Below are 22,411 nucleotides of genomic sequence, written 5' to 3' on the forward strand. Positions count from 1 at the left end.
AGAGGGAGTTCTGCAGATGAAGAAGTCAAGATTCACGGACAGTCAGATACTGGAGGCGCTCAAGCGCGCGGAGGCTGGGCTGGCGGTACCGGAGTTATGCCGGGAACTGGGCATCAGCTCGGCAACGTTTTATATATGGCGCTCGAAGTACGGCGGCATGGACGCGTCGATGATGTCGCGCATGAAGCGGGCTCGACGACTTGGGCCGCAACTGCCACCTTTGGTTTTGTCCAGTGGGCGATACACGCGTGCAGGTAGGAACGAGGTGCCGTAGTGCCGTGCGAAGTCCAGCATGGTATCGCCGGCACGAGGCTCGTACCGATCAGGATCGGCAATCATCGCGCGCGGGTTATCCGGTACGATCAGTTGCGGCGTGCCGCCCTAGACGGTCTGCGCGCGAGCAATGCCGCCCAACCAGTCTTCCATCGTCTCGGCCGGCGTCGCACACGCGAACGTGTAGCTCGAGGCGCCCATGGCGTCGACGGACACGTGCGCTCGGCGTCCGGTTGTGATCGGCAACGTGGGCCCGGCGAAGTCGACGAACAGCTTCTCGCCAGCGCGGTGGATCTGACGCGTCGAGCGCTTCAGATGCTTTGTGAACGCCTTGTAGTGCTCGCAGAATTGCGCGTAGAGCGGTAGGTTTGCCAGCCGGCGACTCGACCTAGTATTCCTCCCACAGCAGCGTCAACGTCATGCCTTTGCGGCGCAGTTCCTGATGGATGCGCCCGTAATCGGGCTGGACGTAGGTCGCGGGTCCCATGGGCTTGCCGAGTAGCCGCCGCTTGAGCTCGCCTTCGTCCATCTCGCAGGCACTTGTCCAGTCCAGCCCGGCGGCGCTCGCCAGTCCGACGTGCTGCGTAACCACGCTTTTGGAAAGGCCAAGCGGCGCGGCGATCCGATCGTGCGAGAGGCCGCCGTCGAATTTAAGTCGCATAACGTCCTTGATCATGCATGTTCATTCGGTTCGTGGGCATGTTCTTTCCGGCCAAAGCCGGCGAGCATAGCCCGCGTGGTTGATCTCATGCGCAACGCCAATCCTGCCTTCCGGTACGCTCGGTCACGATCCCGAAACGGCCTGTCGTTCGTCCGAAATACGCACCGTCGAGCCTGGCTTGATTCCGATAATATCGACGCGAGATTCACTGCCTGATTGGTCACAAAATTCCGCCTCAGGTCAGAGGAGCGTGAACATGCGCATTACGTCGTATACGCGCCGCGCAGTAAGGCCACACGGCAAACCCTGGAGAACGTCGCGGGCCGCAGGTGGGAAATCGAGACCGGTTTCGAGGCGACCAAAGGCGAGTGCGGACTCGATCAATATGAGGTGCGCCGGTGGCAGGGCTGGTACCGTCACATCACGCTGGCCCTGAATGGCTCATGCGGTACTCGTCACGTTGCGGGTGCGCAGCAAAAAACCCCGAAGGTTAGGTGCCGCTCAGTGTGCAGGAGGTCCACCGGCTCCTCTGCCGCATCTTGTGGCGCGGCGCTCGCTCCATCGCGTACGTGTTGTCCTGGTCGGCATGGCGGTGTCGACACCGGTACCGCGCCCAGCAGTGCAACTACCGAAGACGGGAATGTATGCTCTCAGTTTACTTGCATCTACGGCTGTAGTACTAAGTCGGATCAATCTCCAGCGAGCTTTGACCAGCGCTTCATTGCCCGGCTGAAGGCCGAGGTATTTTTGTATCCCAGTCTTGCTGCAATTTCCTTGGTCGATTTATTCTCGGAAAGATACCGTGAGGCAATATCGCGTCGCACCAAATCATGCAAGGCACTGAAGGATGTACCCATCTCCTTTAATTTGCGCTGTAAGCTCCGCGGTGACATTCCGAGCTTTCCGGTGAGTTTGACGACATCCTGGCACGTCGGATTGTCGTACATTATTCCAAACAGGCGCCCGACGAGGTCCGCCGGGACCCAGTGCGATAATTCGAATTCACGTTTTTCACACGCCCTTCTTGATATTTCGAACTCTATAGAATGGGCGAGCGGCAGTCTTATGTCTAGCAAATTAGCGTCGAATTCCAAGAAATTTTCCTTGGTGTCGAATATCACCTCGCAGTCAAATATATCGGAATATACGCTAGCATGAGCGGGTGGCGGGAAGGCAAGTCCCAGTCGTCTAAACGTTGGAACTCTACCTATGAGATCGATTATTTCGCGTCTGACCGCGGCGAGGCACATATCTGTATTGAGAACCAGGAGATCTGCTCGGTAGGTGTACCCCCCGACTGTAACGCGCGCAAGATTGATATTCACCCCTAGCGTAATCTGAAAATAGCTGATGGCCATCAGCGGATGCTCGTACGCAAGCCGCATTGCGTCACCCAGGGTTGGGCTGACTAGCATCGCGTGCCCCCGCAGTCCATATGCCGTCACCGGAATTGAACTGCCAATATGGAGTCCGATGGCTGAATTCCCGGTTGCCTCAAGAGCATTGGCGAACAAAACCATTTCTTGAGCATGTGTTACCATCGCATTGGCTTGCTCAATTTCTTCCGGCGATATACCTGTGCCTCTCAATAGCACTTCGGCCGGTACCCCCATTTCTTTCATCACATTCAGTGCAATGACAATGGTATGGAACGGCGCGGGGCGCTGCGCAGCAGTGCGATTAAACACATTAGCTACCGGCTTCATCTGAATCCTTGCTCTGGTTTATTTTTTCAACGACTTCGTGAACACAACTTGGCATCCGTATTCATCCAGGCTGCCGCGTGTCCAGCCAAGCCGCTGGTAGAAGCTGTCCGCTCGCGAACCAGGGTCCGTGACCAGCTTGACTTGCTGTGCCCCTTGATCTTTCAACCATTTGATCGCGTGCTCGAGTAATTCACGCCCAACGCCGTGTCCATGGAAGGTTGGCTTAACGAACAGTGCGCAAATAAATGGCGTATCGGTCATGACGGGCAGGCAAACACCCGCCGCCTCGCCCCGGCATTCACAGATCCACCCACCTCCTTGACGGATTTGCTCTATCAGAAGATCACGATCAAGTAGATGGATCTGGTGCGGGTGAATCCGATTCTCTTTCACGGAGAAACGGATGTCGTAAAACGCCCCGATGTCGGTCACACTCATCGGGCGGTATTCTAGTCTGTCGGCCATTATCATATTGGCTAGCCACTCTAAACTTACATTGTGAAATGTATCGGCGCGCAACATTACAATGTCGGCGTCGGCATCACTATTGTTGCATATTTGCCGCCACGTCCTCGTGGTTGCCGCTCAGGATGCCGGGTCAGTTGGCATTCTGATGAACGTGGGTGGCGGAGTGCGCTGAAGGTACGAGTGGCATCCGATCATTGTAATGACACGCATGCAAACGACACACAATATTGAAACTGTTAATAATCGATGCAATATGGAGCGACCCTTAAACATTATGATGATGATCGGCATCTGTTTATTTCGATGCGTGAAATGATGATAACGTTCGATGCGGGCGTATAACCCTATAAAAAACTTGGCGCTTTGAGATAACAGATTGGCGCGTTCAGCACGCATGCGCTCTATAAATATGGCGGCCAATTTGTTACGCTTTCCCTCCGGTAAGCTGATCGATTCGAGGTAATCGGTGATTTTTCGAGTCCCGGCTCTAGAGAAGTTTAAATCATGGCGAGCAGTTTACGAACCGGCCTCGCTTGTCATGATTTTGGGCGTGATACTCCCTCTCGCGGTTCTAGCGGTCATATCGTTGAGCGCACCCCTCGATTTCGGCGGAGTTTCGTGGGGGGATTTCACGATTCGTGCCTATGAGCGCGTAGTGTTTGATCATGATTGGGACGGCTCGCTGGTACTTCAACAAGGCTACGTGAGCATCTTTCTACGATCTGCGACCATGGCGTTACTGGCGACTTCCGGGTGCGTCCTCCTTGGGTTTCCCGCCGCGCTATTTATCGCAACCCGTGCACCGACTTGGAGGGCCGTCTTGTTGGTGCTCGTGACCATACCGTTCTGGACCTGCGTCGTGGTGCAAATGTGCGGCTGGATTATCGTCATGGCGGACAATGGCTTACTTAACCGTGTCCTTGCCGTGTTAGGTATCCTTCGAGGACCGCTCGGATTACTTTACACCGACATCGCGACTCTGGTCGGCCTCGTCTATGCATTCACCCCCTTTATGGTTTTGCCGATTTTCGCGGCTCTTGACGAATTTGACTGGAGCCTGGTTGAGGCTGCTTACGATCTTGGCGCCAATAGGGGAGCGGCGCTTCTGCAGGTGATCGTTCCTGGCTGTCGTTCCGGCATCATGGCTGGCATCGGGCTCGTTTTCGTTCCAGCGCTCGGTTCGTATGCGATCCCTAGCTTGCTTGGTGGCAACCACGCATTCATGGTCGGGAACCTGATCGATTTTCAGTTCGCAGGGGGCCGCGATTGGCCGTTGGGCGCGGCTATGTCGTTTGTCCTACTCGCTGTCGTTCTTCTCGCCATGCTCGCGCTGCGTCTGACATCCACCCTCCAGCGACAGGAGCTCGCTCATGACGTCGCGTGAACTGCGCCACTTTCCGCTTACGGCAGAAGTCGCGATTGCCGTCCTGTTGTTTCTCTATCTGCCGTTGGCGGTTGTCGCGTGGATGAGTTTCAATCGAGGCCCATCGGCGCTTGTTTGGGAGGGTTGGAGCGTCCAGGGATACGTCGAGGCATGGTTTGATCCGACGCTTATTCGTGCGACACGAAACTCCCTGATCCTAGCGTTGTCATCGATGGTTTTTTCGACCGCCCTTGCAACGAGTGCGGCCGTCGCTGCGTGGTCGCGGCAGGAAACTCGCCGCTCCGATCTGCGCGGAGTTGTAATTGCTTTGCCGCTCGTGATACCGGAGGTTGTTCTCGCGATCGCTACGGTGATGATGTTTTCGATATTCGCGTTCGAAATCGGGTTCGTTGCAGTCCTGTTTGCGCACGTAGTGTTTTGTGTCCCACTCGCGTATCTCCCGATCAACGCACGTCTTAAGACAATCGATCGGACGTTACTTGAGGCGGCGGCCGACTTGTCGGCTCCGCCATGGGCGGCATTTCGTCAAATCACGGTTCCTTTGGCATTGCCCGGTATCGTCGCCGGTGCGCTGCTTGCGTTCGTCGCGTCTATGAACGACTACGTCACCAGCTACTTCTTGGCTGGTGCCGGCATGACCACCTTGCCTATGTACATCTTCAGCGCATTGAAGATCGGAATTACGCCAAAGGTAAATGCTATCTCGACAGCCGTCATTGGACTTTCGTCGATTCAACTACTGACGGTCTGGGTTCTCGGTAGGAAGGGTGCAGGACAGACTGCCACGCCGGGGAGATCCGAGCTGTGTCACGCGAACATTCAAACGATAGGAACCGTATGAAAAAAGTAGTCGGAGCGATGCTGCTGCTTGCTGCCGGTCATGCTGTCTCAGCCGAACTCCATATCGGAAGCTGGCCGGATTACCTGCCCGATACGCTGATCAAGAAGTTCCAGGCGGAAACCGGCATCAAGACAACGCTCGACACCTACGCGAGCGATGCGGCCCTCACTCAAAAGTTGCAGTCGGGCGGAGGTGGCTACGACGTTGTGATCGCGGGGGACTATTACGTTCCGGTACTTGTGAAGTCTGGATTGCTGCAGAAGCTCGACAAGAACAAGCTGCCGAATATCGCCAACATCAAACCCGAGTATCGCCATCCGTCATTCGATCCGCAACGGGATTATGCGATGCCATACACCGTCGTGCTGACTGGTTTCGCGTACGATAGCGCGCGCGTTCCCGGAGGGAAACTCGACGAGAGTTGGAAGTCGTTCTTCGATCCGCCAGCGGAGTTGCGCGGACAGATCGGCGACTTGGATGTCGAAGAGGAGCTGTATATGGCCGCGAGTTGGTATCTGGGACAGGATGAATGCACAGAAAATCCTGCTGATGCGAAGCGGGTGCTCGACGTTCTGCAAAAACAGAAACCGTTCGTGAAAACGTACAGCAATGACGGAACCATAGATCGTCTCGCGTCCAAGCAGATCGCGGTGCAGCATATTTGGAGCGGTGCCGCTGCGCGTGCACAGGACCGTCTTCCCAGCATCACCTTTGTATACCCGAGGGAAGGCGTCCGTCTATTCATGGATAGCTTGCTTATTCCGGCAAAGGCACAAAACACCGCCTCGGCATATCAATTCGTTAACTGGATGATGCGCCCGGAGAACATTGCGCAGGTTACAAATGCCGTTCGCTACAACAACGAGATCATCGGCTCCGAGCGGTATATCGATGCCGCACTGTTGAAAAACTCCGCGATAAAAACCCCGGAGCAATACAAAATAAGGCTCCGTCCTTACAAAATATGTTCGCCGGCGGCGATTCAGTTACGAAACAAAGTCTGGCTAAAGTTGAAGGGAAATCGCTGACACACCATAGACTCAACCAGTCCCAAACCGGCGAATAGTCGAAGGAAAGAAAAATACAAGCTTAAGACGGCATGCCTGGTTGTTTTGGAAAAGGCTGTCGATCCTGGCGTACTGAAATGATGCGGTCGTGGGCAATGCTGCGAACATTGCCCACGGCCTGACCTAGGTGTACACATTGAGAGACCACCATGGCTGACTCTATTCTACGGGAACATCGGGACACTTGTCGTTTCGATATATCGACGTTTCCTTTCGTGATGACGCGAGCAAGGCTGCACACCATGAATCGCCAGCGCCCGTGCTTGCCGCGCACGAACATTAACCCTCCATCGGAAAACCAAAAGACCTCAGGCAGTCGGATGTTCGGTGGCCGTTTAACGGCTCGCGGTGGCCGACCTTCGCGGAACACCGTTCGCTGTAATTCAATCCGATACGCGAGTGGCACCTGATGGCTAAAACCGCTTAGGCCACCGCCTGGTGTCCTCCGAACTGCCTCGGAGCAGGCGGTTTTGCGATCGTCGATATCGGCGATCGCCTTTTTATTCCCGTCATATCGTCGCATGCATGGCACACGATACGCGCCCCTGACGACGTTCGGCGCTCGAATGGACGTTGTTGCATAAATCAGGCGTGAGGACGAAGTGGTGCCTTTGTTCATGATCTCGGGCAATACGGACGGACTGAGGGCGGGAGAGCTCGGCCATGCGGTTAAGCACGCCCACTCGAACGGCAACTTCGGTCGCCTGGGTATCGGTACGACGTGCCCACAGGCACGGACCCGTGAGCGTCTTGAGCCGGTACATCGCGTTCTCGGCCAGCGAACGACGGTGGTAACCGCTTTGCTGCTTCCATTCGCGTCGACTGCCTTGTGCAATGGCGTCGAGCGCGGCGTTGCGCCGAGACGCGCCGGGCGTGGTCGTCGGCCAGTGAACCGCGCCTTCGCGCGGCGGAATCGAGGGTAACGCACCGCGCGCGGTGATCGAGGCGTAACAAGCCTGCGTATCGTATGCGCCGTCGCCGCCGATGGTATCGATGGACTCGTCGGCCGAGATTTGTTCAAGCAATTCGGGCAGCACTTCACCGTCTGCGACATCCTGGTGCGTCATGAGCGCCGCTCGCAACTGGCCCGTGTTCGCGTCGAGTGCGAGATGGACCTTGCGCCACGTGCGACGCTTCGAGTAGCCATGCTGGCGAACCTTCCATTCGCCTTCGCCGCAGACCTTTGCGCCCGTGCTGTCGACGACCAAGTGCAGCGGTTCGTCGCTGTGAATGACCGGCAGTTTCACCTGCAGCGCCTGTGCGCGACGGCACACGGTCGTATAGTTCGGTACGGGCAATTCAGCGAAAGCCAGGTCACGCAGGCTTTGCGCGAAGCCTTGCAAGGCACGCAACGGCAGATGGAACACCGTCTTCAAGCCGAGCAATGCCTGAATCAGTGCATCGCTGTACAGCCGCGAACGGCCACGTGTGGGCTCGGTGTCGGGCATGTTCGCAAGAGCGTCGTCACCAATCCACATCGTGATGTTGCCTCGATTGATCAGGCCGGCGTTGTATGCCGCCCAGTTTCTGACACGGTATTTCGCCTTCGGCTCCTGCGTCCCGTTCTTATCCTTGCGCATGTTCTCGCGACCAAAGATCGAGAATCTACGCAGGAACCCGAAGTGTTAACAGAGGAATTGCTCCGCCTGTTGCGCGTAAACGTCACGCGACGCGGCCTGATTTATGCAACAACGCCGCTCGAATGTGCAGGTTTAACGTAATTCGATTGGAGAGTCATTGTGGCAACTTATGAGGAACTGAAAGCTCAACTCGATGCACTCAATAAGGAGGCCGAAGCAGCCAAAGCGCGTGAAATCTCGACGGCGCTGTCTCAGATCCGGGAAACCATCCTGAGGTACGAAATTCGTCCCGACCAGATCTTTCCGCAATGGACGCGCCTTCGCTCGCCGGACAAGCGGCGTGGTCCACTGCCTCCAAAGTATCGGAACCCGATGACTGGGGAAACCTGGTGCGGTCGAGGCCGAGCACCAAAATGGATGTCCGGGTTGCCGCGCGTAGAATTCCTTATAGATCGACCCGCCTGATCGACAATCGAGCACTCCGCTCTCGCGCCCATGGAGCGAGCCAGTCCGCCAAAAAATTTCCGCTTTGAAGGTCCATTTCGGGGCCTGGGATGGTGCGGCCCATGCTTGAGCGTACCAAAAGGCGATATTGGCCTGTCAACCTTGACAGGTCGCCTCCAGGTTGTCGACTCGTCCGTCGTCAGCGCGATGGTGAATCTTCGTTAATTTGGCCGCCATTTGCCTCAGCGTTGATAAAATCTACGCGCCGTGGGGAGGGCATCATTTACATCGAGAATCAATACTCCTCGGATTCGAATCCAAGCAGAAACCTGAGAGTCTGCCGTGACCAATTTGAACGATACGCTACGCAATTTTGCGTCGGGGGCGGTCGACTGGAATAAACGTCCGGTCGCGTTGCACTTTGGCGCCGCGCAAGGCGCGCTGGGCCACCTCCTCGCGTTGCAACACGCCAGTGTTCAGGAAGGTCTGATGACCGGGATTGGCGGGCGATTGACCTGTGTTTCGACCCGTCGCGACATCCCACCCGGCGTGTTTCTCGGCATGCCGGTCTCGATCCGGCTCATTACCGATCGCGGACAGCCGCACATGGTGAACGCGATCATCAGCGACGTCCAGATCGGCCAAAGCGACGGCGAGCTCTGTGTGTACCAGCTGACGGTCTGCGACGCGCTGTCGCTGATGGACAAGCGCACCAATTCGCGGGTCTTCCGAAAGCGCAGCGTCATCGATGTGCTCGCCACGCTGTTCAACGAATGGCAGCAGCGCAGCCCGGCCCTCGCGCGCGCATTCGAATTCGATCTGTCCGGCTTGCGCGCCGATCGCTATCCGCCCCGCGAACTGACCCGGCAAGTCAACGAATCGGATGCGCATTTCGTGCGCCGTCTGCTGCGCCGCGAAGGGATCACCGTGTTCGCGAAGGCGGGGCCGGCGAAGGGCGAACAGCCGTTGCAGGGCGATGCGACCGTGCACACGCTCGTGTGCTGTGACGAGCCGATGTCGCTGCCGCAAGCGCCGGCCGGCACGGTTCGCTTGCATCCGCGCGACGCCGGCACCGAGCAGCGCGACACGGTCACGCTGTTCGCGCTGCGTCGGCAATTGGTGCCCGGCAAGGCCGGACGCCCGTCGTGGGACTACAAGAAGGCGCGGATCGACGAATCGAGCGTCGCTTCGAGCCTCGATCAGGGCGAGGCGGGCAACGATCTGGCGAAGCTGCTGACCGACATCGCGATCGACATTCCGCACGCGGGCGATTCATGGAGCGATCACGAGCGGCTCACCCGCGCGCGCATGCTCGCGCACGAGTTCGAGGCCGAGCGCTACGACGGCGTTAGCAGCGTGCGGGATCTGGCCGTGGGCGCGTGGATCACGCTGACGGGCGATCCGGACTGGGACAGGCAACTCGCCGACAAGCGCCAGTTCGTGATCACGTCGATCGATCATGACATCTGGAACAACCTGCCGAAGGGGCTCAATGACCGCGTGCACGCGCTGTTCGCCGCGAGCCGCAATCTCGTGAACGCGCCCGGCGCGCTGCCGGCCGCGCTTGCGAACGACGCGGATACGCGCTACGAGAACACGTTCACCTGCGTGCGCCGCGGCGTGCCGCTTGCGCCCGCGTACGATCCGCAAGCCGATTTGCCGCCCGTGCATCTGCTCACGGGCACGATCGTCGGCGCGGAGGGCGAGGAAGTGTTCTGCGACGAAAACGGCCGGGTGCGCGTGCGGGTGCACGGCCTCGACCCGGCGGACCACGCGCACGCGCAGGGCGCGGGCACCAACGACAACGCGGGCGACAGCGCGCCGATCCGCGTGGCGTCGAGCCTCGCCGGCGCCCATTTCGGCGCATCGTTTCTGCCGCGAGTCGGCATGGAAGTCCTCCTCGGCTGTCTCGGCGGCGATCCGGACCGGTTGGTGATCATCGGCGTGCTCGGTAACGGCGCGAATCCGCCGGCGACGTTCAGCCATGCGGGCGGCTTGCCGGGCAACCGCTACCTGTCCGGCATCAAGACGAAGGAGATCAAGGGGCAGCGGTACAACCAGCTGCGTCTCGACGACACGCCGAACCAGATCAGCGCGCAACTGGCGAGCGAGCATGCGCATTCGCAGCTCAATCTCGGATACCTGACCCAACCGCGCGAGAACGGTCATGGCAACGACCGCGGCGAGGGCGCGGAGCTGCGTACCGACGCGGCGGCGGCGCTGCGGGCGGCGCAAGGCATTCTGCTGACGACCTACGCGCGCACGCAGGCGAGCGGCGGGCAACTGGACCGTGACGAGCTGATTCGGTTGCTCGGCGAGTGCTCGGAGCTGTTCAAGGCGCTGGGCGACTACGCGGGGCAGCACGGCGGGCAGGCTGCGGATACGGCCGGCCAGCACGCGGTGGCCGCCGCCTTCAGGAACTGGACGCCGGGCGCGGGCGGCGCCGATGCGCCGCCCGACGGCGGAGATCGCGCGCTGATGGCGTTCGGCGCGCAGGCCGGCTCGGTGAACGTCACGCCGAAGACGCACGTGACGTATGCCGGAGAGAACATCGATCAGGTTGCGCAGCAGCACCTGCAACTGATGAGCGGCCAGCGGCTGAACGCGACGGCCGGGCAGGGCATGCAACTCTTCGCGCGGGGCGCGGGCGTGCAGGCCGTGGCGGGCGAAGGGCCGATGCTGCTGCAGGCGCAAGCCGATACGTTGACGGCGAATGCGCAGAAGGGCGTCAAGATCACGACGAACGAGCACGAGGTGTTCGTGAGCGCGCCGAGGATTCGGCTCGTCGCCGAGGACGGCAGCTACCTCGAGATCGGCAACGGCATCACGCTCGGCACGAACGGCGACATCAAGCTGCTGTCGGCGTCGCACCAGTGGGGCGGGCCGTCGACGGCGCAGGCGGCGAAGACCGCGTTCGACAACCAGCCGACGGATCAGCGTTTCAAGCTGCACTATCCGGGCGAGGACGGCGATTTGCCGGCTGCGGCGAACAAGCCATTCCGGATCACGCTGAACGACGGGCGCGTCATCGAGGGCAAGACCGATGCGAGCGGCCTGACGGATCTGGTCAAGGACGACGCGATGCGTATCGCGAAGATCGACTATCTGAAACCGAAGCTTTGAACCCGGGCGAACGATGAACGGTATCAACGATCAGTGTTTCACCGCCGCCCACGGGGCGGGCGTGACGATGGCGAATCGGCCGGGCGACCGGCCCGTGCCGATTCCGCGCGATCTGCCGGGCGTGGTGATCTTCATTCACGGCGTCAACGATCCCGGTGCGGCTTATGCCACTGTGGAGCGCGGGCTGTGCCAGGGGCTCAATGAGCGATTGTCGCGAAGCGATTTGCGGCCGGCGGAATATGGCAGGGAATATGCTGAAGCCATCAAAGCGAAAGACCGGAAGAGCCCGTTCTTCGATAGCAAAATCGCCAACGATCCGGACATGTATCTGTATCGACGTGCGGAAAGTGGCGGTGCCCACAGCATGTTCCTGCCGTTCTACTGGGGCTATCGGGCATCCGACAACGAAATCGCGAAGATCAACCATCCGGGCGAGATCAAGAGCCGCGTGGCGGACAGCGACGGCAACCTGATGACGCGCGGCCAGTATCAGGACATCCACGGCAACCGGCTTGACGCCCATTTCGGCAAGGGCGGCGGGTTTTTCGCCAACGCGACGAACAACATTCCGCAGATGTATAGCCGGGGTTTCGAACCGGACAAGCTGGAGCGCACGGTCATGCAAAACGCGCTCGCCGGCAATACGATCTTCGCCGGCAAGTCGCCCGAGCGCCGTTACTTCGTGCTTGCCGCGGCTCGCCTGGCGAATCTCATCAAGACCATTCGGACCATTCAGCCCTCCGCGCTCGCGCTCGAACATGGAATGGACCCTCAGCACGAAACGATCACGGTGATGGGGCACAGCCAGGGCACGATCATCACGCTGCTCGCGCAGGCGATGCTCAAGCAGCAAGGGCAGCGCTGCGTGGATTGCATCATCATGGTCGATACGCCGTACAGCCTGCAGTTCACCAAGGACGGCAGCCAGCAAACCGGGCACGCGAAGCTCAAGACGCTGGTCGACATCGTCAACGCGGTGACGAGCGAGCCGCATACGATTCCGGATCTGGCCGAACTGATGATCGATTCGGCCCATTCGTGCGGCCGGGCCGGACAGAACTGGAGCCAGACGCAGGGAAAGCGGCTGGACAAGAGCGGCAAGCACTGGATCACGTTCGACGAGCGCGACAACCGCGGCAAGGTCTATCTGTACTTCTGCCCGGAAGACACCGTGGTCGGCCTCGACAAGGTGCGCGGGATCGGCACGTTCGGCGTGCCCGACGAGGTTCCGGCCGATGGCGCGGCGGCCAGCCGGGGCAAAACGATGCCTGCGATGACGGCGCTTGAGCCGAAGCGCTTCTTTCAGCGCATGTGGACGCGGCTCGAGCGCGACCAGGACGGCAGGGGGAGGCGCTCGAAGGTCGCCGTCGGCACGCCGCCCGCGCGCGTGCCGGTTCGCGATCCGTTTCAGCGATTGACGCCGGGCCCCGACACGGACGGCACGATGCTTGGCACCTTGGTCGAATCCGGCAAGAACATGGCGCTGCAGGCGTCGTTCAAGCGCAACGACATTCGCCTCATCAACGGCGAGCAACTGAAACCGGCGTACGAGCCCGATCTGTACGGGGGCGAGGTTCAGAAAGGCGGACAGGTGCCGGGGCACGCCGATGTCGCCGGGTTGATGCGTCCGGACGACGTGACGAAGAACGTCGCGCTCGGCAACCAGTACGCGAAGTTCCAGTGGAAGGACGTTGCGACGACGGACGACCCGGGCGCCAGCATCGAGCCGCACAAGCAGGCGTTCAATCGCGGCCGTCCGGTCGACGAGCAGTCGCATAACTGGCGCATCGTGCCGAGCCGGTCGCTCGGCTCGATGCTGTCGGCGGCCGCCACGGGCGGACGGTATCAGACGTACGTGATCCAGCGCGAGGAGACGCCGGACGAGGTTCGCAAGCGCATGCGCACCGATGCCGATCAACTGGAAGCGAACAACTATCATTCGGGCGTGCTGCTCAGTTCGGAGAACCATCGCTGGGTCACGGCGATGGATGTGGCGATCGGTCAGGCGGTGACGCTGGATGATCCGGACTGGCGGCAGTTGTTGCTTTTGATGGCGGATTGGAAGATGACGCCGGACGTGTATCGAAATATCCAGAAATGCAAGAACTTCGAGCGCTTGGACGAACACACGCGCGAATTCGTGAAAGCGTGTGTCGATTACTACAAGACCGGCCGATTTCCCGACGAGAAGTATGTACCTCTCATCCTGCCACCGCTCGTGACCAGCGAACTGAAGGTCGAGAGCAAAACATGAGATTATCGAAGAGGCACTATGAAACCTCGTATCTGGCCGTTCGCGGCTGCGTTCGCACTGATCGCGCTAGGTTGGACATTCCTCGTGATGACGCAGCATTATCACCATTGGCAAGCAACGGGACAGGAGATGCCGGGCATGGCGCGTAGCATTCGGAACGGGGTATTGGTTGCATTGGGTGTCGTCGCAGCGGCCTTTGCGGTGAGCTATGTCTGGCTGCATCGAGCTCCACAAGAGCCGATGCCGGCAGCCGTGAGTTCCGCGGCAGCCGTATCGGAGACGACCGAAGCAGTAATTCGCGGCAACAACGGTACGCCTGCTTTGCTCGCCCAGACGGGCGAGAAATTCGTGTTGGAGGTCCGCGGATTGGGGCTTGTGACCGGGCACAATGCGAATGACGAGATCTGGAAGGCCATCGACGCAAAGGCGAACAATCACTCGACCTACATGTCGCAAAACCCCACCGACTATCCGGATAACAAGGATAGCCGTATGACCTATCTAGGCGTCGCAACTGGCCTGAGCTTCCAATTGGCGGCTCATCATTCCGTCGAATATTGGCCGGTTCCGGTGTTCATTTGGGAGCCGCCGAAAGACCGCCGTTTCGGTCGCCCCGGAGCAGCACTCGATGGAATTCGGCAAGAGGCGAGCTTGGGGGTAACACTGTTGTTGTGGCAGGAGGATGCGAATACGGACGATGGAGCCAGCATTGTCGAAAAGCTGTTTGCGTTCTTCGACTCGCATCCGGATGTGCCGGAGGCCATCATCTACACGCTGGATGGATCGATGAAGCGCTGGCTCAATGAAACGCCCGGCTACATCGATACGTTTGGACAGTCCAACATTCCTTCAATGCCGGACAGCATGGTCGCGATGCTAGTGTCCCGCTCCGATCGAGTTGATCGACTGATTCGTCCGTATGCCGTTGAGCAAACGGAGAATGTAAACAACGGCACCGCCGACTACGATGTCACGCGGCTGTGGAATTTTTTCTGGAAAGTCAATCAGGATCGGGGGCCGGACAGCTTCACGGCGCATTATGAGGCGGAAGAAAAGCGAGCCGGAGTGAATACTCCGATGTCGGCGGGTTTTGCAACGTCCGCTTGGTGGCAAACCAAACTCCCCGATTTCTGGAAAACGATCAGCAACAAAGGCCCGGGCGAGTTCAAACCCACGCCGTACATCCCGGTGCGCTGGACGACCTGGCAGGTGGGGCAATTCGACAACGCGCCGCTGCTCGGCTACCTGCATCGGCCCATCGACGTGAAACTCGCCGATGCGCACGGCAAGCCGCTGAAGACCGCGCAGCAGGCGCAAGCGCTCAAGGCGGGGTGGCAGCAAGCCGTCGATACGCTGCCCACCGGCGAAACGCCGAAGCGGATCTTCTACGACACGACGGGCGATCGCGCGTGGGTTGCGCCGATCAACCAGGCGCTCGCGCAAAGCGGGCCGTCCGCGCCGAGTCTCGATGACGTGAAGGAAGGCTACGACATCGGCCGTCGGATCGGGAACACGGGCATCAGCTCGCCGTTGGTGCAGATCGGACTCGGCCTGATCGCGAGCTACAACGAAGGCGGGGCCAGCGCCACGATCCATCGCCGGCCGAACGGCACGGCGACGATCGTGATGGTGAGCCCGCCGACGCATAAGCAGCCTGACGTCAATCCGTTCCGGTAAGGAGCCCGTATGCGCGGCGTGATTCGCATCGGTGATTCGACCTCGCACGGCGGCCGCGTTGTAACCGGCCGCGAGGGTTCGACCGTGATGGGGCGGGCAGTGGCCTGCGTCGGCGACCGCTGCACGTGCCCGATGAATGGACACGAACATTGCGTGATCGTGGAGGGCGACGAAGGCGTGCGAATCGAGGGGCGCGCGGTGGCGTTCGACGGCCATCGGACGTCGTGCGGCGCGACGCTCATCTCGTCGATTCCGACGTCGGGGCGCACATAATAAGACTTGCCTGTAGTGGTCAACTAATCCCGGACACTGCGTTAAGTTTTTCTTCCGCAACCGCCGGCGCCAGTCCGTCATTGAACTGATGCGGCCGTATCCAGTTGTACCGGTGCATCAGGTAGTGGCTGATGTCCCGGTGTGCCTCCTGCGCCGACATGTAGCCCACTGACGGTAGCCATTCGGTCTTGAAGCTGCGGAACAGCCTCTCCATCGGGGAGTTATCCCAACAATTTCCTCGACGGCTCATGCTCTGCTGTATCCGATAGCGCCAGAGGCGCTGACGGAATTTCCGGCTTGCATATTGGCCGCCTTGATCCGAGTGAAACAGCAAGCCTTGCGGTCGACCACGTTGCTCAGGTGCCGGGGCACGCCGATGTCGCCGGGTTGATGCGTCCGGACGACGTGACGAAGAACGTCGCGCTCGGCAACCAGTACGCGAAGTTCCAGTGGAAGGACGTTGCGACGACGGACGACCCGGGCGCCAGCATCGAGCCGCACAAGCAGGCGTTCAATCGCGGCCGTCCGGTCGACGAGCAGTCGCATAACTGGCGCATCGTGCCGAGCCGGTCGCTCGGCTCGATGCTGTCGGCGGCCGCCACGGGCGGACGGTATCAGACGTACGTGATCCAGCGCGAGGAGACGCCGGACGAGGTTCGCAAGCGCATGCGCACCGATGCCGATCAACTGGAAGCGAACAACTATCATTCGGGCGTGCTGCTCAGTTCGGAGAACCATCGCTGGGTCACGGCGATGGATGTGTCGATCGGTCAGGCGGTGACGCTGGATGATCCGGACTGGCGGCAGTTGTTGCTTTTGATGGCGGATTGGAAGATGACGTCTCGCGCGTTTAAGCAAATGAAGGAATGCAAAGCCTTCAACCGATTGGATAAACATACGCGTGATTTTTTGGACGCATGCTCAACGTACTACCGAACCGGTCAATTTCCGGCTGAGAAATTCGTGATGCTTACACTTCCGCCATTGGTTACCAGCGAACTAAAGGCTGAAAGCAAAACATGAGATTATTGAAGAGGCGCTATGAAACCTCGTATCTGGCCATTTGCGGCTGTGTTCGCACTAGTCGCGCTAGGTTGGACTATCTTCGTGATTGGAACGGCCCCCTGAATCTCCGGACACAGTCTCCCGCTTAAACTAACGGGTAGGCATAGGACTGTGTTTTTGACTAACACCAGGCAGGAAGTGATGGAAGTGTTGACGGGCCCGGAGCGTCGGCGGCGCTGGACGGCGGAACAGAAGCTGGCGATGGTTCGCGAGAGTTTGGAGCCGGGGACGTCGGTTTCGATGGTCGCGCGCCAGCACGGCGTGAACCCGAACCAGCTGTTCCACTGGCGCAAGCTGTACCAGGACGGGAGCCTGTCAGCAGTCAAGGCTGGCGAGGAAGTAGTTCCGGCATCGGAGCTGGCCGACGCGCTCAAGCAGATTCGCGAGCTGCAACGGATGCTCGGCAAAAAGACCATGGAGAACGAGATTCTCCGGGAAGCAGTCGAGTACGGCCGAGCAAAAAAATGGATAGCGCACTCGCCCTTGCTGCCGGAGGACGGCCAGTGAAACTGGTTTGTGAAGTTCTCGGCGTGTCGCGCTCGAACGTATCGGCACGACTGTCGCGCCCGGCGACGTGGCGCGATGGCCGTCAATCGAGACAGGCCGACGATGCGAGCGTGGTCGAGGAAATCCGCCGTGTCGTCGGCGATTTGCCCAGCTATGGCTATCGCCGGGTTTGGGGCACGTTGCGCAACGAGCGTGTTGCCGTTGGGCTGGTGCCGTTCAATGCCAAGCGCATCTATCGCGTCATGCGTACGCACGGGCTACTGATGCAGCGCCGACCGATTCCACCTCGGCCGCAACGTCGCCATGACGGCAAGGTGGCTGTCGGTCGCAGCAATCAGCGATGGTGCTCCGACGGCTTCGAGTTTCGCTGCGACAACGGCGAGCCGCTGCGCGTAACGTTCGCGCTGGACTGCTGTGACCGCGAGGCGATGAGTTGGGCGGCCACGACGGCAGGCCATAGCGGCGACATCGTGCGCGACGTGATGCTGGCTGCGGTGGAAAATCGTTTCGGCAATGCGTTGCATACGCCATCCGAAATCGAGTGGTTGAGCGACAACGGTTCGGGCTACACGGCCGACGACACGCGCCGGTTTGCGATGGACATAGGCCTGAAGCCGTTGACCACGCCGGTGTGCAGCCCGCAAAGTAACGGCATGGCTGAGAGCTTCGTGAAAACCATGAAGCGCGATTACGTCGCCTTCATGCCGAAGCCGGACGCGGCGACCGCTGCACACAATCTGGCCATCGCGTTCGAGCATTACAACGAGAAGCATCCCCATAGCGCGCTGAAATACCGCTCGCCTCGCGAGTTCCGGCGCTCGATGGATTCAGCAACCTTAGTGTGAAGCTGTGTCCGGGATTACAGGGTCAATTCCAGTGATGACACGGCATTACCACTATTGGCAAGCAACAGGACAGGAGATGCCAGGTATGGTGAGTAGCATTCGAAACGGTGTATTGGTTGCACTGGGGGGTATCGCAGCAGCTTTCACCGCGAGCTACTTCTGGCTGCACAGTCGCTCGGCCGAACCACCGCTGGCTACGAGCACGGCGTCGAGTGCGCAGTCGACCCCGGCTATCCTCCCGCCCGGGAACAACAGCTCCCCGGCATTGCTCGCTCAGTCAGGCGGAAAATTCGTATTGGAAGTGCGAGGCCTAGGGCTTGTGGCGGGAAAGGAGACGAATGAAGAGATCTGGAAAGCCATCGAGGCCAAGGCAGACAACCATTCGACATACATGTCACAGAATTCCGCTGACTATCCTGCCAATGAAGATGAACGGATGACCGAGGTAGGGTTGTCGACGCGGATCAGCTTCAAATACGGCGCGCACCACTCCGTTGAATATTGGCCGGTTCCGGTATTCATCTGGGAGCCGCCGAAGGCTCAGCGTGCCGACCGGCCAGGCGCAGAACTTTCCGGTCTTCGGCAAGAGGCGAGCCTGGGTGTCACGTTACTGCTATGGCAGGAAGATGCGAACACCGACGACGGTACCAGCATCGTCGAGAAGTTATTCGCGTTCTTCGACGCGCATCCGGACGTTCCTGAAGCGGTAATCGTGACGTTTGATGGGGCAGCAACCCGAAAGCTCAACCAGACGCCGGGTTATGTGGACACATTCAAGCAGTCGAACATTCCCTCAATGCCGGATAGCATGGTTTCGATGCTTGTGTCCCGCTCAGACAGAGTCGACAGACTGATCCGTCCGTACGCTGTCGAACAGACCGAGGACGTCAACAAGAACACTACCGATTACGATATCACGCGCCTGTGGAACTACTTCTGGAAGATCAATCACGATTCCGGGCCGGACGGCTTCTCCGCACATTACGATGCTCAGGAACGGAAGGCAGGCGTCGACACGCCGATGTCACCGGGATTTGTCACTTCGGCTTGGTGGCAAACCAAACTCCCCGATTTCTGGAAAACGATCAGCAACAAAGGCCCGGGCGAGTTCAAACCCACGCCGTACATCCCGGTGCGCTGGACGACCTGGCAGGTGAAGCAATTCGACAACGCGCCGCTGCTCGGCTACCTGCATCGGCCCATCGACGTGAAGCTCGCCGATGCGCACGGCAAGCCGCTGAAGACCGCGCAGCAGGCGCAAGCGCTCAAGGCGGGGTGGCAGCAAGCCGTCGATACGCTGCCCACTGGCGAAACGCCGAAGCGGATCTTCTACGACACGACGGGCGATCGCGCGTGGGTCGCGCCGATCAACCAGGCGCTCGCGCAAAGCGGGCCGTCCGCGCCGAGTCTCGATGACGTGAAGGAAGGCTACGACATCGGCCGTCGGATCGGGAACACGGGCATCAGCTCGCCGTTGGTGCAGATTGGACTCGGCCTGATCGCGAGCTACAACGAAGGCGGGGCCAGCGCCACGATCCATCGCCGGCCGAACGGCACGGCGACGATCGTGATGGTGAGCCCGCCGACGCATAAGCAGCCTGACGTCAATCCGTTCCGGTAAGGAGCCCGTATGCGCGGCGTGATTCGCATCGATGATTCGACCTCGCACGGCGGCCGCGTTGTAACCGGCCGCGAGGGTTCGACCGTGATGGGGCGGGCAGTGGCCTGCGTCGGCGACCGCTGCACATGCCCGATGAATGGACACGAACATTGCGTGATCGTGGAGGGCGACGAAGGCGTGCGAATCGAGGGGCGCGCGGTGGCGTTCGACGGCCATCGGACGTCGTGCGGCGCGACGCTCATCTCGTCGATTCCGACGTCGGGGCGCGTGTGAAGCGCTTCGTTCGTTTCTGCGCCAATGCCGTCGCCACGCCCGGAACCGACGGGCCGTGAACCGGCTATGCGATTGACTGTGAGCCGTGCGGCATGGCAACGACAACAGGCGCACTGCGGCGCTTTTCCGGGCTCGCCGATGCCCACGCCTATGTCCGGTCTTCGGACACCGCCATTTCCGGCCAAGGTCGATGAGATCGGCGCGCCGCGCAGGCCTGTCGGTGAAGAACGCGTGCCGGCCGCCGCGCATGACCGAGCTTTGCGCGAAGACGTGCGCGGGCACCGCTGCCGCCGCGCGTCGCAAACGCGATCCCGGCGAACGGCCGCGACGGACGATCAAGAGGCGGAGGGCATCGAGCCGCCCACGCCGCGCCGGGTCGCGCGCGGCGCCGCCCACGCCATTCTCGCGGCCCGTTCACTCGCCGATCAGATGCAGCACCACATCGCGCCGATGCGGGGCGCGCCGATGTTCGAACAGATAGATGCCTTGCCACGTGCCGAGCACCATGCGCCCATGCTCGACCGGAATCGATAGCTGCACCTGCGTGAGCGCCGTGCGCAGGTGCGCCGGCATGTCGTCGGCGCCTTCGGTGTCGTGCTCGTAGCGTGCGTCGTCCTCGGGCGCGAGCGCGGCGAAGTATCGTTCGATATCGCGCTGCACCGACGGGTCCGCGTTCTCCTGGATCAGCAGTGAAGCGGACGTGTGCCGGCAGAACACGGTAAGCAGGCCGGTGCTGACCGACTGCACTTCGACGAACGCGCGTACTTGCGGCGTGAACTCGACGAGACCGCGCCCGCGCGCCTCGACGGTGATGTGTTGAATCGACTGTTGCATGGCGATGAGCGTCGGTTGATCAGACCAACGCGGCGAAGCCGATGGTTTCGATCTGCTCGGCATGGGTCGGGCGCACGACACGCGCCACTTCGGTGCCGTCGCGCAGGAACACCAGCGTCGGCCAGAGCTTGATGCCGAACGAACGACCGAGCGGCCGGCCGGGGCCGTCTTCGATTTTCAGATGCCGAACGTCGGCGTGCATGGAAAACGCATCGCGAATCGCGGGCTGCGCCCCCGCGCAGATGCCGCACCAATTGGCGCCGAATTCGATGACGGTCGCGCCGGCGAGCGCGTCGACTTCGGCGCGCGTGGGCGCGTCGGCGGTATAGGCTTGCGAAGAATGCATCGTGACTCCAGGGCTAGCAGAAGCAGGGTTGCGTTCAGGCCGTCGTCGAGGCCAGCGGTTTTACTGTAGTCGAAAAAGGGCGCGACTACACGGTGTGCTGCGAGGCGCCGGTCCGCCGGCCCGATTCAGGGCATATCCGTGCCCGCGCAAGAAGCGGACCCGAACCGGCCGATCGGGTGAGCGCGGCTTCGACCGACGGGCGGGCCGGCAATTCGGCGGCGGAATGCAACCGCGCGCGTGCGCGTGGCAATTCGGCGCACCGCGGTGTCGGCGCGGGGCGCGGCAAGCCTTGCATGATTCGTGGCTGCGATCGCCCGGCCGTGATGGCGCTCGACGGAGCGGGAACAAACTCTGTTCGCGATTGCAGCGAGCGCGACGCCCGTTTTCTCGATTCAGGACCTAGAATCGAATGTAGCGCCTGCACCCGGCGTGAAATCAGTGGACCTTTTTCCTCCATGTGACCGCAGCGGCCATGAATTCTCAACACGCGCGCTTCATCCGCCCGGTGCTGGGCACGCTTTGCATCGTTTCGCTGGCGGCGCTTTCCGGCTGCCGAGGCGACGCATGCTTCGGTTTCGACGGCTGCTTCGACGATGGCGGCGTGCAAACCGTCACGCTTTCCGGCACCGCCGCCACCGGCCCCGCGCTTGCGAGCGCGACGGTCAACGTCGACTGCGCGCGCGGCTCGGTCGCGACGCTGTCCGACGGCGGCGGCCACTATAGCGTCACGTTCGATGCGGCACTCCCCTGCGCGATCACCGTGACCTCCGGCGGCACGAGCCTGCACTCGCTGGCATACGCGGGCGGCACGTTCAATACGACGCCGCAGACGGAGCTGATGCTCGTCTACCTCGCCGCGCAGCTCGGCACGAGTCCGGCCCGCTTGATCGGCGATCTGCCGAACAGTTCGCGCTTGCAGCAGGCGTTGGAGAATCAGACCAATGTGCAGGCCGCGCAAACGGCCGTCGTCGCGAACCTCCAGCAGCGCTATGCGGTCATGTTCGCCGTGCCGGGGTTTTTGACTACGCCGTTTTTTGTCGGACAGCCGGGCGTCGACAGCGATCTCGGCGCGCTCGCGAACGCGGGCGCGATCGACGCCAACGGCATGCCGGACGCGCTCGCCGTGTCGCTGCTTCAACAGGCGGGGGCCGCGCATCCATTGTGAGGGC

Annotated in this window: 17 protein-coding genes and 4 pseudogenes; 14 read left to right on the forward strand and 7 right to left on the reverse strand. The window is 60.6% G+C overall.

What is annotated here, in order from left to right:
- Positions 1–16: 16 nt before the first annotated feature.
- Positions 17–187: pseudogene (locus tag BTH_RS29265) on the forward strand (transposase); the annotation flags it as partial.
- A gap of 32 nt (positions 188–219) precedes the next feature.
- On the opposite strand, the pseudogene BTH_RS29270 reads toward BTH_RS29265, so the two are convergent.
- The 3 genes and pseudogenes from BTH_RS29270 to BTH_RS00420 all read right to left on the reverse strand — a co-directional run.
- Positions 220–949 (reverse strand): annotated as a pseudogene (locus BTH_RS29270) (IS21 family transposase); the annotation flags it as partial.
- 674 nt (positions 950–1,623) lie between these two features.
- Positions 1,624–2,640 (reverse strand): AraC family transcriptional regulator, encoded by a 1,017-nt coding sequence (locus BTH_RS29280; RefSeq protein WP_009894655.1) that lies wholly within the window; start codon positions 2,638–2,640, stop codon positions 1,624–1,626.
- Positions 2,641–2,658: 18 nt separating this feature from the next.
- On the reverse strand, positions 2,659–3,111 hold the full coding sequence (locus BTH_RS00420; protein WP_009894657.1) for a GNAT family N-acetyltransferase: 453 nt from the start codon (positions 3,109–3,111) through the stop codon (positions 2,659–2,661).
- A gap of 535 nt (positions 3,112–3,646) precedes the next feature.
- On the opposite strand from BTH_RS00420, the gene BTH_RS00425 reads away from it, so the two are divergent.
- From BTH_RS00425 to BTH_RS00435, 3 genes are read left to right on the forward strand one after another with little or no spacing between them, the layout of a single operon-like run.
- Entirely contained in the window at positions 3,647–4,492 is an 846-nt protein-coding gene (locus tag BTH_RS00425) for an ABC transporter permease (protein ID WP_009894659.1), read from the forward strand.
- A complete protein-coding gene (locus tag BTH_RS00430; RefSeq protein WP_009907076.1) occupies positions 4,479–5,333 on the forward strand; it encodes an ABC transporter permease in 855 nt (284 codons plus the stop codon). Before BTH_RS00425 ends, BTH_RS00430 begins: the two co-directional genes overlap by 14 nt.
- The gene (locus BTH_RS00435; protein WP_009894662.1) at positions 5,330–6,361 is read left to right on the forward strand and encodes an extracellular solute-binding protein; all 1,032 of its coding nucleotides are present in this window, start codon (positions 5,330–5,332) and stop codon (positions 6,359–6,361) included. The genes BTH_RS00430 and BTH_RS00435 overlap by 4 nt, the downstream gene beginning before the upstream one ends.
- Positions 6,362–6,909: 548 nt before the next feature.
- On the opposite strand, the gene BTH_RS00440 is transcribed toward BTH_RS00435, so the two are convergent.
- Entirely contained in the window at positions 6,910–7,980 is a 1,071-nt protein-coding gene (locus BTH_RS00440; protein WP_009894663.1) for an IS5 family transposase, read from the reverse strand.
- A 159-nt stretch (positions 7,981–8,139) separates the two neighbouring features.
- On the opposite strand from BTH_RS00440, the gene BTH_RS00445 reads away from it, so the two are divergent.
- From BTH_RS00445 to BTH_RS00465, 5 genes are all read left to right on the forward strand, one after another.
- Positions 8,140–8,445 (forward strand): H-NS histone family protein, encoded by a 306-nt coding sequence (locus tag BTH_RS00445; RefSeq protein WP_009894664.1) that lies wholly within the window; start codon positions 8,140–8,142, stop codon positions 8,443–8,445.
- Between the two features lie 321 nt (positions 8,446–8,766).
- Positions 8,767–11,547: a type VI secretion system Vgr family protein gene (locus BTH_RS00450; RefSeq protein ID WP_011400785.1), complete on the forward strand. Its 2,781-nt coding sequence runs from the start codon at positions 8,767–8,769 to the stop codon at positions 11,545–11,547.
- A gap of 13 nt (positions 11,548–11,560) precedes the next feature.
- A complete protein-coding gene (locus BTH_RS00455; RefSeq protein WP_025404153.1) occupies positions 11,561–13,801 on the forward strand; it encodes a DUF3274 domain-containing protein in 2,241 nt (746 codons plus the stop codon).
- A gap of 18 nt (positions 13,802–13,819) precedes the next feature.
- Positions 13,820–15,478 (forward strand): type VI lipase adapter Tla3 domain-containing protein, encoded by a 1,659-nt coding sequence (locus tag BTH_RS00460; protein WP_025404154.1) that lies wholly within the window; start codon positions 13,820–13,822, stop codon positions 15,476–15,478.
- A gap of 9 nt (positions 15,479–15,487) precedes the next feature.
- Positions 15,488–15,751 (forward strand): PAAR domain-containing protein, encoded by a 264-nt coding sequence (locus tag BTH_RS00465; RefSeq protein ID WP_009894667.1) that lies wholly within the window; start codon positions 15,488–15,490, stop codon positions 15,749–15,751.
- A gap of 19 nt (positions 15,752–15,770) precedes the next feature.
- On the opposite strand, the pseudogene BTH_RS00470 reads toward BTH_RS00465, so the two are convergent.
- Positions 15,771–16,160 (reverse strand): annotated as a pseudogene (locus tag BTH_RS00470) (integrase core domain-containing protein); the annotation flags it as partial.
- Between BTH_RS00470 and BTH_RS00475 the strand changes: the two are divergent.
- The 4 genes and pseudogenes from BTH_RS00475 to BTH_RS00495 form a co-directional block, all read left to right on the forward strand.
- Positions 16,109–16,774 (forward strand): annotated as a pseudogene (locus tag BTH_RS00475) (DUF3274 domain-containing protein); the annotation flags it as partial. The pseudogenes BTH_RS00470 and BTH_RS00475 sit on opposite strands and share 52 nt — an antisense overlap.
- Positions 16,775–16,957: 183 nt before the next feature.
- Positions 16,958–18,168 (forward strand): IS3-like element ISButh2 family transposase gene (locus tag BTH_RS00485; protein ID WP_085952878.1). Its coding sequence is split into 2 segments (ribosomal slippage): positions 16,958–17,273 and positions 17,273–18,168, totalling 1,212 coding nucleotides; the frame shifts between segments, so codons are not numbered across the junction.
- Between the two features lie 85 nt (positions 18,169–18,253).
- Entirely contained in the window at positions 18,254–19,789 is a 1,536-nt protein-coding gene (locus tag BTH_RS00490) for a type VI lipase adapter Tla3 domain-containing protein (protein WP_011400791.1), read from the forward strand.
- Between the two features lie 9 nt (positions 19,790–19,798).
- Entirely contained in the window at positions 19,799–20,062 is a 264-nt protein-coding gene (locus tag BTH_RS00495) for a PAAR domain-containing protein (RefSeq protein ID WP_009894681.1), read from the forward strand.
- Positions 20,063–20,476: 414 nt separating this feature from the next.
- Here BTH_RS00495 and BTH_RS00500 read toward each other — a convergent pair whose 3' ends face one another.
- Both BTH_RS00500 and BTH_RS00505 read right to left on the reverse strand, forming a co-directional pair.
- Positions 20,477–20,896, reverse strand: coding sequence for a secondary thiamine-phosphate synthase enzyme YjbQ (locus tag BTH_RS00500; protein ID WP_004523721.1), 420 nt, complete (start codon positions 20,894–20,896; stop codon positions 20,477–20,479).
- A 19-nt stretch (positions 20,897–20,915) separates the two neighbouring features.
- Positions 20,916–21,242, reverse strand: a complete 327-nt coding sequence (locus BTH_RS00505) for a thioredoxin family protein (RefSeq protein ID WP_009894689.1) — start codon at positions 21,240–21,242, stop codon at positions 20,916–20,918.
- Positions 21,243–21,714: 472 nt separating this feature from the next.
- On the opposite strand from BTH_RS00505, the gene BTH_RS00510 reads away from it, so the two are divergent.
- Complete coding sequence (locus BTH_RS00510; protein ID WP_009894691.1) at positions 21,715–22,407, forward strand: hypothetical protein; 693 nt, start codon at positions 21,715–21,717, stop codon at positions 22,405–22,407.
- Positions 22,408–22,411: the final 4 nt, after the last annotated feature.

The sequence above is a fragment of the Burkholderia thailandensis E264 genome, from assembly GCF_000012365.1.
GTDB classification, from domain to species: domain Bacteria; phylum Pseudomonadota; class Gammaproteobacteria; order Burkholderiales; family Burkholderiaceae; genus Burkholderia; species Burkholderia thailandensis.